Source organism: Nocardiopsis sp. NPDC055879, from assembly GCF_053615935.1.
This window is the reverse complement of record NZ_JBSHCT010000049.1, coordinates 1-11,049: the sequence shown is the minus strand read 5'-3', so window position 1 is coordinate 11,049 and position 11,049 is coordinate 1. Positions and strand designations below refer to the sequence as shown.

Sequence of the window (11,049 nt, the reverse complement as noted above, 5' to 3'; positions counted from 1 at the left end):
TCCTGCGCCGCCTGCGCTGCTGCCCGCAGCGGGCCGGGGAGATCACCCGTGCTGTGCTGGTCCTTCAGCTCCGAGAAGCAAGATGAAAAAGGCTCAGTGACTCGGTTCAGGTGACTCGAGTCCGCTACGCCAACACACTAGCGCTCAGCGATACCCCTGGCAGCTACGCACAGTGATCAGCACGGCGAGAGTCGCGGAGAATTCAGATCACTGGATCAACGACTCCTGCCAGTCCGACCCCCATCTGTGACCTCAGGTCGGGTCGCCCGGGGGTGAGATTCCCCCGGGCGACCCGACCTCAGACCGCTCCCGAAGCTACTCACGGGTTACTTTGCCCCTCGCCGTAGCTTCGGGAGAACCGGGCCGAGACCGAGCGCGGGCACGGACGGGCCGAAAGGCGCACGGTCAAGGTCGTTACCGCACCCCGGATCACTTTCCCGCACGTGGCGCAGGTGCTGCGGGTACACCGGTGGGTCAAAGAGTTGGCCACCGGTGATGTGCGGCGCACCTACGCCTATGTCGTGACGAGTTTGCCCGCTGAGCGGGCCGATGCTGCCCGGTTGGCGGGCCTGGTGCGGGGCCATTGGCGGATCGAGGTGCTGCACCATGTGCGGGACGTGAGCTTTGGTGAGGACGCCTCGCGGGTGCGGTGCGGGCACGGACCGCAGAACATGGCGATGCTGCGCAATCTGGCGATCCCGCTGCTGAGCGAGTTGGGGATGAGCGGCATCCCCGAGGCCACGCGGTGGGTGTCCTACGAGACCTTCACGCGCCCTCTCGAGCTTCTCCAGATCCCCTGACCAGCACGGGTGCAGCCCTCATCCGACTTTGCAACAGCCCTGTGGTGGACCCGGTGTCCGGGCTCTTGTGGCGGTCAGTCACTGAACCTTGACGTGTTTTGTCCGAACCACGCGCGTAATGCTGTTTCGTCCTGGTGCTAGGAGAGCAGGGTCCGAAGCAGGGGCAGGCAGCCCCGCCAGCCCGATTCCGTCCCGCACCCATTCTTGGAGAAGATCATGAAGGCTCTTGTGTACAACGGATCCCGCGACGTATCCGTCAAAGAGGTGCCGGACGCCAGGATCGAGCGTCCCACCGACGTGCTCGTGCGCATCACCGCCACCAACATCTGCGGTTCCGACCTGCACATGTACGAAGGACGCACCGACCTGGAGCCCGGCAAGGTCCTCGGACACGAGAACCTGGGCGTGGTCACCGAGATCGGTGACGGCGTCGAGCGCGTCAAGGTCGGCGATCACGTGTGCCTGCCCTTCAACATCGGCTGCGGGTTCTGCCGCAACTGTGAGAGCGGCATGCCCTCCTACTGCCTGACCGCGAACCCCGACTCCGACATGGCCGGGGCCGCCTACGGCTTCGCCGGGATGGGCCCCTTCTCGGGCGGGCAGGCCGAGTACCTGCGCGTGCCGTTCGGGGACTTCAACTGCCTGCGGCTGCCCGAGGACGCGGCAGAGAAGGAGGACGACTACGTCATGGTCGCCGACATCTTCCCCACCGGCTGGCACGCTACCCGCCTGGCCGGGCTCAAGCCGGGTGAGTCCTGCGTGGTCTACGGCGCGGGTCCGGTCGGCCTGATGGCGGCATATTCGGCGCTGCTGCAGGGGGCGTCCCAGGTGATGGTGGTCGACCGCCATCCCGACCGGCTGCGCCTGGTGGAGCGGATGGGGGCGATCCCCGTCGACGACTCCAAGGGCGACCCGGTCGAGCAGATCCTCAACCTCACCGACGGCCGCCGCGCGGACTGCGGCTGCGAGTGCGTCGGCTACCAGGCCCACGACCATCTCGGTGTCGAGCACCCCGAGATGACCATGAACAACCTGGTCAAGTCGGTGAAGTTCACCGGCGGCATCGGTGTCGTAGGCATCTTCCTGCCCTCCGACCCCGGAGCGTCGGACGAGATGGCCCGCAACGGTCGGCTCACCTTCGACATGGGGACGTTCTGGTTCCAGGGCCAGAAGATCGGTACCGGCCAGGCGCCGGTGAAGGCCTACAACCGGCAGCTGCGGGACATGATCCACCGGGACCGCGCGAAGCCGTCCTTCATCGTGTCCCACGACTTGCCGTTGCAGAGGGCGCCGGAGGCCTACGAGCACTTCGACAACCGCGAGGACGGCTGGACCAAGGTGGTACTCAAGCCCGCCATGGCGTGAGCGGCGCCGCTGTCGGCCCGTGGGTCCGTGGGTCGGTGGGTCCGTCAGGGCCCGTCGACCACGGAGCCGACACCACGCGGGCCCGAAGGAGCTTAGGTTCTAACGGTGGTAGCCGTCTCAGCTGGGGATCGGCTTACGGCACTCGCGGCGCGACCGTGTGGCGGTGATCGCCCGAGACGCAGCGTCGGCCCGGCTCACCGACAGCGGTCAGAGTCCCCCTCGTCCGGCCGCACAGCCCTTGACCCCACCCGCCTTGGGCTCGTGCTCGATGGGGTGAACACCGTGGGCACGCGGCCACGCCTGCACGGCCCGTCGATCCGCGCTAACCGCCCTCGGCGGGTGGTTTCGACCCGGCCTGACCGGGCAACTCTGTGGTTATCCCACACTATGAGGAGGCGCGATTCCCATGGCAGAAGAGCTGCGCGGCCGACGGGTCGCGATCTTGGCCACTGACGGTGTCGAGCAGGTCGAACTGACCCAGCCCCGCGAGGCGGTGGAGCAGGCCGGGGCGCAGGTGACGCTGCTGTCGATCCACACCGGAGAGATCCAGTCGATGAACGCTGACATCGACAAGGGCGATACCTTCACCGTCGACCGGCTGGTCTCCTCCGTTCGGTTCACCGGCGGCATCGGCACCGTCGGGGTGTTCATCCCCCAGGACCCGGGCGGGCCGGACGAGCTGTCCCAGCAGGGCAAGGTCCGCTTCGACTTCGGCAACTTCTGGTTCAAGGGTCAGCAGATGGGCACCGGGCAGGCCCCGATCAAGCGCTACAACCGCCACCTGCGCAACCTCATCGCCGCCGACAAGGTCACCCCCTCCTGGATCGTGTCCCACAACCTGCCGCTGGAGAAAGCCCCGGACGCCTACAAGCACTTCGACGCCCGCGAAGACGGCTGGACCAAGGTCGTCCTCAACCCCGGCACGGCGGCCTGACTTGTCCGCCGCGGCTTTGAACAGCACCCGTTTGAGTAGGAGGCCAGAGCATGGCTGAATCGGTGACCGTCGGGCTCCTCGTCCGGATCGAGGCGCTACCGGGCCACGAGAAAGAGGTCGAAGACTTCCTGCAGCAGGGGCTCGGCATCGTGGAGCAGGAGCCCAACACGGTGCGGTGGTTCGCCATCCGCTTCGGGCCCTCGTCGTTCGGGATCTACGACGCCTTTCCCGACGACTCCGGCCGCCAAGCCCACCTCTCGGGCCAGGTCGCCCAAGCCCTCGCCGACAACACCGGCACCCTGTTCGCCCAGCCCACCATCGAACCGGTGGACGTAATCGCCGAGAAACCACCGAGCTGATCACCGAACGGGCGACTCGGGGTGATGGTGGGGTCCGAGTAGGAACGGAACGGTGAGTACCGGCAACTGTCACATCTGTTGACACCCGTGGCGGGGCGCGCCACGCTACCGGCATGGACAGTGACGCGGTGGCCTTCGTCAGAGCCGAACAGGTCCCCGCTGGAGCCGCCGTTGACGCCCAGGTACCAGCGGAAGGTTCCGGACTCGACGCCGGTGAAGGTGGCGGCTTCGCCGTCGCAGTCCAAGCCGTAGACGCTGCCTACCTCATCCCACCCGTACCAGACGTCCTGCTCCAGGCGGATGTAGAAGGTCCCGAGGCCGGGGTCGCAGTTGGTGATTGAGTCGACCGTGATGGTGTGCGTGCCAGAGTCGGTCGCGGTGTAGTTGCGGGAGAACACGACGCCGTCAAACTCAGCATCCCAGGAGAAGTATCCCGTCATGAGCTGGCTCGAGAAGGTGGAGCCGTCCTCATAGGTGAGCGTCGTGGTGTCGCCGGCGGTCTCCACGTCGGCCACCTATGAGGCCTGCGGCTCCGGGACCTCAGCGGCCAGGGCCGAGGCGGAGGGAGCGAGGCTGAAGGCCAGAGCGGCGGCTCCGGTCGTGGCGATGACACGGGAGGTGACGCGCATCAAAAAGCATCCTCTACACAAGGGGGAATGATCGGACGATACTCACCTTTACCGTCATGCTGCACAGCAACCACCCGGGGCCACATTTGGCCACAGCAAACACAGCTGCCCCTGCTCAAAGATCCTAAGGCTTGGTATCGAACGGATGAGGGCCATGATCCTCTTCCTTGGCATCAACTCATCTGTTAAAGCCCTTTGATGTCCTGGTGACCTCGCTCATGAAAGGAGTATTGCCGCTTGAGCTGGGAAAATGGCATACCAGAGCGCCCGGGAAGACCGCCAACCGCACACGTAAAAACCAGACGTGGTGCCATTTTCCTGCTTGTCGGTGTCAATGCCAGATCCTCACACGGCCAGGTCCAGGCGTTTGTCCATGTCTAGGTCGAACCGGCCGTAGGGGTTAATGTGGGTCCAGAACAGCGGGTTGAGCGCCCGCCGGTCCTCGGGAGTGAGCCGCCCCGCCCAGGCCGGGCCTTCCAACACCCGTTGCAGGAGCAGGGTGTTGACGTAGACCAGCGCGGACTGGAGCAGGTGCAGGCACAGCATGGAGATCTCGGCGTGCTCGCGATCGCCTCCGGTGAGCACGCCCTCCTTGCCATAGAAGAACTTGTCGTTGGCGCCGTTCCAGTTCTCCACCACCTCCAGGCCGCCGTGGATCTCCCTGCGCAGTGCCTCGTCGGCCAGGTAGTCGCAGGCGAAGATGGTGCGCACCGCCCGGCCGAGTTCTTCGATGGCCTGATAGACGGGGTTCTTGGGGCCGCCGCCCTTGGTGAAGCGGCGCAAGACCTGCTCGGTGTCGGCCGTGCCCAACCTCAGGGCGGTGGCGTAGGCGACCATCTGGTCGTAGTTGCGCTCGATCAGCGCCCAGTCGATGGGCCGGTTCTTGACCACCCGCTCCAGGCGCGGCCAGGTGGCCGGGCTGTACAGGCGCACCGCGCCGATGTTCTTCAACCGCGGCAGTAGCTTGAACCCGAGCAGCTCGGTGAAGGCGAACCCCACAATGCTGGCGCCGTGGGTGTCGGTGTAGTTGGCCTGAACGTCGGCGTCGGTGCAGTGGCGCAGGACCCCTTCGATCATCGCCGCGACCTCGGAGGAGGAGCACGACTTGAGCTGGGAGTAGATGCAGGCCCGGCCCTTGTCGACGTGCCAGTAGATCATCACCCCATGCCCGCCGTAGCGGGCGTGGAACTCCGTCATCAGGTTCGACTCCCAGGACCCGAACCGTTTGGAGTCCGACGCGGTCGTGGTCGCGGTGCCCCACCAGGTGGCATCGCGGGCGGCGAAGGTCTCATTCACCACGGTCGCGATGGCGCGGCGCAGGTTGTCGCGGGTGATGTGGCTGGCGCGGGTACGGCGCAGCGCCCCCTCGTCCTCGCCGTGGTCGCCGGTGGCGATCATCTGCTTGATGCCCATGTTGGTACCCAGCGCGAACAGGCACAGCAACAACCGGCGGTGCAACGTCGCTTTCGGGATGGCCTCGCGGGTGGCCACCGAGGCGAACTCGGAGCAGAACCCGGTGAGCAGGGCGGTGTCCTTGAGGATGTCGAGCAGGTCGATGGTGCCCCACCGCCTGAGCACCTCAGCCTTGAGCGCTCCCAGGTTCTGCGGCTCGGGCAGTGGTTCCAGCTTCGGGACACTGATCCAGGGCTGGCCTTTGCGGGTCACGATCCGCACCCCGCCGGTAGTGCCCTCCGACATCGCGGTGTTCAGCCGGTCCAGGGCCGCTCGCATCCGGGTGCGTACCCCGTCCACGAACGCGTTCGGCTCCAGGGGCTTGTTCAACGCGGCGTAGTGCACGTCCCGGTTGTCGGCGAAGTCGCCGGGCAGATCGGTGTCAGGATCGCGCCACTTCCCCGCGCCCTGAACGTAGATCTCGCGGCGGCGCAGGGCCTCGCGCAGCGCGATGAGCACGCACAGCTCATAGGGGATGCGCTCCACCCGCCCCGAAGCCTGGTCGGTGACCGCTTCGTGCCAGGCCTTGGGCACCACGCCCTCGCTCGGCACGTGCTCGGCGGTCCCGTAGAACTTCTCGGAGCGGTCGACGTCGGTGTAGCGGCCCAGTAGCTCGATGGCCTCCATCACCGGCCGGTAGGCGGTGTTGTTGCAGGCAAACGACAACGCGGCCAACAAGGGGGAGAGCATACGCCGATAGTGGTGGGAGTAGGAGCCACGCAGCTGGTAGCGCACCCGCTCAGCCATCGCCTTCTCCGTGGCCATCAACTCCCGCGCGAGCTTGCGCAGCGTCTTCTCCCCACCCGGAACCGCGCCGAAGATCACCTCGGCCACCGTCCCGCCCGGCTCGGCCAGGGAGGCGTCCACCATCCGGCGCAAGATGCCCTTCTTGCCCGGCACCGCGCTCAACTCCCCGATCAGCTCCTTCTCCACCCGCTTCTCCGCGCGGGCGTTGATCCGGTGGATGAGCCGGATCAGCAGCTCTACCAGGGAGTCGATCAGCTCGGCCTGACGGGTCCAGCACAACGCGGCCAGCAGGGTGTAGCGCACCGCCGGGGCGCATTCGGCGAAGTCGGAGGGGTACATCCGCGCCGCACGCGAGCGCCAGGCGGCCACGATCTTCTCCGACACGCCCCCGAACGGCTCGTCCGGTAGGCCCAGGGCCTGCACGGTCTTGAGCTTGTCGACCTCCTCCAGCAGGGTCTCCAACCCCAGCGGCCCCGGGTCGGACTTCACAGCCCCCAGCACGCCCTCGGTACCCAGCACCTTGGACTCCAGCCGATCGCAGATCCCCGGGCCCAGGCGGGTCATCACGCTGGTGGTGAAGGCCTCCTCGAACCGGCGCACCCCCGAGGCCACGATCCGCTCGATCTGCCCGGGGCGCGGGGGTTCGATCTTCAGGGTGAGGCACCGGCGCTGAACGGCTTGGGCGAGTTCATCACGGCCGGCTTCCACTGGGCACACCTGGTCGGCCAACCAGTCGGCGAGTTGGTTCTCTTCGTCCTCGGTGGCCGCGTGGGTGCCGTAGGTGTCACGGATCTGGCGGCGGTGCCGCCCTGGAACTCGCGTGTTCCAGGGGTACTTGCCGAACAGGGTCGGCTCCACGCCCACCTGGTCGGCGACGAAGGGTACCGCCGCCGCCGGGATCTCCTCGGCGTAGGAGGGGAAGCGGCCCTCGATCTGAAAGAACTTGAGCTTGAGCGCGAACCCGAGCCGGGTAGCGCCGCTCTTGTTGCTCAGCAGCTTGCGGTCGCCCTCTTCCAGGGTCCACTCATCGACGAGCTGTTCAGGGGTCCAGTCCTGGCGCATGAAGGTGCTCCGCGATCGTGTGCGGTCAGTCGACAGCGCACACGATGGCGGACAGGTGCTGGGTTACCGGGGAGTTCGTCTGATCCGTGATCTCGAACTGGACTTTAAGTTACTTACGGGTTACTTGTCCTGTTGCCGGGCCTTCGGGAGAACTGGGCCAAGGAGTTGACTCCATGGCGTCATCCGCCACTTACTGCGCTTCAAGCGAGGCCTACACCGAGATCGTCCAGGTCATCAAGGGCGGCGAACCCGACGAGGACGGCATGCCGCTGGCCGGTCGAATCTCCCCGTTCTCCCCGACTCTGCGCAACCGCTCCTGCGCACCGCTGCCCTATGGGTTCTGGGAGATGCTGGACCGTTTGAATCCCTACGGCGACAAGAGCGACATCTGGCTGCGCGTCCTCGGGTCCAACGACCAGGCACCGCCACTGCCCGACGGGGCCGTCCTCATCGACACGAGGCGGGTGACCTACCAAATCGCATGAGACCCACCGGCCCTGTGAGTCGGCGGCACCACCACGTACGGTGGTGCCGCCCATTCGCATGGCCGCGCCAGGGCAGTGGCTTCGGGGCACAAAACCCGTTGGCCACCGGGGATCGGGCCACCACAATGGCCCCATGGTCGATCGACACTTCTCCATTGCGACCCTGGCCGAGCTCTACGACCACTTCAGCCATTGGCAGGTCTCCCACAGGACGACTTCTACCTCGATCTCGTGATGAACGCCCGCTCCGTACTGGACGTGGGATGCGGGACCGGCAAGATCCAACGAGTGGCCCGGGAGCGCGGGCACACCGGCCGCCTGGTGGGGCTGGATCCGGCCGAGGCCATGCTCGAAGTCGGGCGCCGGGACCGGGATGACATCGAGTGGACCCTGGGCGACCTGGTCGCGGGCCCCTACGAAGGGGAGACCGAGCCACTGGGGGAGGGGACGTTCGACCTGGTGATCATGTCCGGTCACGCCTTCCAGGTGTTCACCCCGTTTTAGGTGTGGAAGCCCGGTCCTTCAGGGCCGGGAGGAAACACCCTCATGTGCCCCACTCGGCCATCGAAGTTCGGAAAAACACGGAGAAGTTCTCTGATTCGGCCCCACATCCTGGTCGAGGATGGTTAGCGTGTTCGATCATGAAGCTGGTGGTGCGGGTCAAGCTGCTGCCTTCGCTGGAACAGGCGCAGGCACTACAGGCGACCCTGCACACCTGTAACGAGGCCGCCGACCACGCCTCCCAGGTCGCTCAGACCACCGGAGCCCGCAACAAGTACGCCCTACAAGAAGCGACCTACCACGAGCTGAAAGCCAGGTTCGCCTTGTCGGCGCAGCCGACGGTGCGGGTCATCGGCAAAGTGTGTGATGCCTACACCACCCGGCAGGCGAACCTGAAAGCCGGAAACCTGGGACGGAAGGGCTCCCCTCGCCGTCAGCGGGTCGAGTCCACCCCGATCTCCTTTCGACCCGATGCCGCCCAACCCTTCGATGATCGGTGTCTGTCCTGGCAGATGGACGCCCGCACCGTCTCGATCTGGACCGTGGCCGGGCGGATGAAGAACCTGGGCTTTGTCACCTCCCCCGAACAGCTCAAACTCCTGGCCGAGTATCGCCAGGGTGAGAGCGATCTGATCTGCCGGGACGGGCAATGGTTCCTGTCGGCCACCTGCGAGGTGCCCGAACGGGTGGAGAACCCGGACCCGGTGGGGTTCGTGGGGGTGGATCTGGGGATCGTGGAGATCGCCACCACCTCCACCGGAGACCGGTTCGCCGGGAGGGTCTTGAACCGGTACCGGCGCAAGCAGAACCGGCTTCGCGCCAAACTCCAGGCCAAGGGGACCAAGAGCGCCAAACGCGTGTTGAAACGCCTGCGCCGCCGGGAAACACGGCGAGCGCGGGATGTGAACCACACCATTTCCAAACGCATCGTGGAGCGGGCCGAACGCACCGATCACGGCATCGTCCTAGAAGACCTTCGGGGCATCCGTGGCCGGGTCCGGCAGGCCAAACGACAACGTTCCATGCTGCATTCGTGGAGTTTCGCCCAACTGCGGGACTTCATCGCCTACAAGGCTCGCAGGACGGGGGTGCCGGTCCTGATCGTGGATCCGGCCTACACCTCCCAGACCTGCTCGGCATGCGACCACACGTCCAGACGCAACCGGCCCACCCGGAACCGGTTCGTCTGCCGTCAGTGCGGTGTGGTCTTGCACGCCGATGTCAATGCTTCACGCAACCTCGCCCACAGAGGCGAAGTGGCGTGGAACGCGGGGCGCCAGTCAACCGCCCCAGCACCCACCAGATGAGTGGGTGTCGGACGCGGGAGGAGAGCCCCATCCGCCAGGTGGGCGCCTACCCGCAAGCCCACGGCTTCAGCCACGGGCAGTTGACCTCCGACTACAGCGTCCAGGGATGGGCCGAACCCCAGGTCAGTCGCAGCACTCTACGGTTCCTGGACGCCGAACTCCTGAACGCCTTCCTGGCCGAGGCGGGGTTGAGTGTGAGCGCCCAGTACGGGTATTGGGACCGCACCCCGCTCACCGACACCAGCGAGGAGATCATCACCTTCGCCCGCCCCACCTGAGCCGGGGGCGGGAAGGAAGAGTGCAAGCGTGAGCGCCGCTCTCATCCAAACGGACGTGGTGCCCTGAGTACCGGATCCGCGCTCAGCCGCCCCTCCTCGGAGAGTTGCCGGTTGACCGCGTCGGCGAAACCCGAGACGAATTCCAGCCCTTCCTCTCCACTGGTGCCCTCCTCCAGCGGATAGCCGATCCAGACGAAGACGTTGGTCGAGACGAAGGCGGCTTCGGCGCGGCGGGAATCCTCATCGGTGGAATACACCGCCGCGTAGCCGCCGTCAGCGGTCGAGAGTTCACGCCAGGCGAGCACGTCCACGTCGGCGTCCCCGCCCCTGGGCCAACGCCCGGCCTCCAGGTCGGCTACCCCGTCCTGGAGGTCCGCGCTCTTGGACCCGATGTCGGCCATACCGTCGTCGGTGTCGCCGAGCATGGCTTCGACGTTCATCAGGGACGGGTTGTCGGTGTCCTTCACCGCGCAATCGAGGATCATGGTGAACCCGACGAGCCGGCCGATGTGGCGTGTTTCCTTCTCGGCCGACACGGGCTCGTCCCCCTCGATCGACAGGTTGTTCCCCTCCGCGCGCGGCCGGTCGGCGCCGGGGATGGTGTCGACCAGTGCGGTGGGCAGGAGCTCCTCGCAGTACGGCAGGAAGGCGTAGGGACGCACCTGTGCCATGGACAAGGCCACCAGTCCCAGGAACAGCGCGAGGACGGCCCCCGCGAGCAGGCCTTTGCGGAGTCTGCCCGACGGCGGCCCCGAGCGGTTCCGGCCCCCGGAAAGAGGGGGCTCACCGGGACTGGTGAAAGATGGGCCCTCGGTAGGGGGATTCTCCGTCATCGGCACCTCGGCGCGGATTCCCGTGGGGAACTCGCGCCGAGCCTCCTCGCAGTGGTTCGGGTGGTAGGGGGTCGAGGCGCTTGCTTCCTTTCCCCGCCTGATCATCGCTGCGGGCTTTCGCGCCGATCAGCAGGGTTGATCGGCCCCACCCTCCCACGGCCTTTCCCCTTCTCGGGGTCGAGCGGGATACTGGAGGGTGGAGTGAAGTTGCTTCGGTTCGGTGGACACCTGTGAACTGGGATTTTACGCGGTTTCAGCCAGTTCAGCGGAGTCATTCCGGGCCCGCTCAGTGTGGCG

General features: G+C 66.4%; 7 protein-coding genes and 3 pseudogenes. 7 read left to right on the top strand and 3 right to left on the bottom strand.

The features are described from left to right. Nucleotides 1-371: 371 nt before the first annotated feature. From ACWGKS_RS29185 to ACWGKS_RS29175, 3 genes and pseudogenes are all read left to right on the top strand, one after another. Nucleotides 372-800 (top strand): annotated as a pseudogene (locus ACWGKS_RS29185) (ISAs1 family transposase); the annotation flags it as partial. Between the two features lie 216 nt (nt 801-1,016). Next, entirely contained in the window at nt 1,017-2,165 is a 1,149-nt protein-coding gene (locus ACWGKS_RS29180) for a glutathione-independent formaldehyde dehydrogenase (protein ID WP_358515868.1), read from the top strand. Nucleotides 2,166-2,571: 406 nt separating this feature from the next. Next, a complete protein-coding gene (locus ACWGKS_RS29175) occupies nt 2,572-3,099 on the top strand; it encodes a DJ-1/PfpI family protein (RefSeq protein WP_358515865.1) in 528 nt (175 codons plus the stop codon). Nucleotides 3,100-3,313: 214 nt separating this feature from the next. On the opposite strand, the gene ACWGKS_RS29170 is transcribed toward ACWGKS_RS29175, so the two are convergent. Both ACWGKS_RS29170 and ACWGKS_RS29165 read right to left on the bottom strand, forming a co-directional pair. Continuing rightward, complete coding sequence (locus ACWGKS_RS29170) at nt 3,314-3,973, bottom strand: hypothetical protein (protein WP_017607667.1); 660 nt, start codon at nt 3,971-3,973, stop codon at nt 3,314-3,316. Nucleotides 3,974-4,432: 459 nt separating this feature from the next. After that, nucleotides 4,433-7,384: a Tn3 family transposase gene (locus ACWGKS_RS29165; RefSeq protein WP_358515870.1), complete on the bottom strand. Its 2,952-nt coding sequence runs from the start codon at nt 7,382-7,384 to the stop codon at nt 4,433-4,435. 137 nt (nt 7,385-7,521) lie between these two features. Here ACWGKS_RS29165 and ACWGKS_RS29160 point away from each other — a divergent pair, with 137 nt between their 5' ends. The 4 genes and pseudogenes from ACWGKS_RS29160 to ACWGKS_RS29145 all read left to right on the top strand — a co-directional run. After that, nucleotides 7,522-7,833 (top strand): hypothetical protein, encoded by a 312-nt coding sequence (locus tag ACWGKS_RS29160; protein ID WP_358515862.1) that lies wholly within the window; start codon nt 7,522-7,524, stop codon nt 7,831-7,833. Nucleotides 7,834-7,966: 133 nt separating this feature from the next. Next, a pseudogene (locus tag ACWGKS_RS29155) lies at nt 7,967-8,325 on the top strand (class I SAM-dependent methyltransferase); the annotation flags it as partial. Nucleotides 8,326-8,474: 149 nt separating this feature from the next. Next, nucleotides 8,475-9,641 carry an RNA-guided endonuclease InsQ/TnpB family protein gene (locus ACWGKS_RS29150; RefSeq protein WP_358515859.1) on the top strand — a complete coding sequence of 389 codons (1,167 nt, stop codon included), beginning with the start codon at nt 8,475-8,477 and terminating at the stop codon, nt 9,639-9,641. Nucleotides 9,642-9,724: 83 nt separating this feature from the next. Continuing rightward, nucleotides 9,725-9,919, top strand: a pseudogene (locus tag ACWGKS_RS29145) (SAM-dependent methyltransferase); the annotation flags it as partial. A gap of 41 nt (nt 9,920-9,960) precedes the next feature. Here ACWGKS_RS29145 and ACWGKS_RS29140 read toward each other — a convergent pair. Next, a complete protein-coding gene (locus tag ACWGKS_RS29140) occupies nt 9,961-10,752 on the bottom strand; it encodes a hypothetical protein (RefSeq protein ID WP_452524886.1) in 792 nt (263 codons plus the stop codon). Nucleotides 10,753-11,049: the final 297 nt, after the last annotated feature.

Excerpts from the sequence above, each read along its gene's own strand:
- ACWGKS_RS29180 (WP_358515868.1), top strand. The coding sequence starts at position 1,017 with ATGAAGGCTCTTGTGTACAACGGATCCCGCGACGTATCCGTCAAAGAG.
- ACWGKS_RS29175 (WP_358515865.1), top strand. The coding sequence starts at position 2,572 with ATGGCAGAAGAGCTGCGCGGCCGACGGGTCGCGATCTTGGCCACTGAC.
- ACWGKS_RS29160 (WP_358515862.1), top strand. The coding sequence starts at position 7,522 with ATGGCGTCATCCGCCACTTACTGCGCTTCAAGCGAGGCCTACACCGAG.
- ACWGKS_RS29150 (WP_358515859.1), top strand. The coding sequence starts at position 8,475 with ATGAAGCTGGTGGTGCGGGTCAAGCTGCTGCCTTCGCTGGAACAGGCG.
- ACWGKS_RS29140 (WP_452524886.1), bottom strand. The coding sequence starts at position 10,752 with ATGACGGAGAATCCCCCTACCGAGGGCCCATCTTTCACCAGTCCCGGT.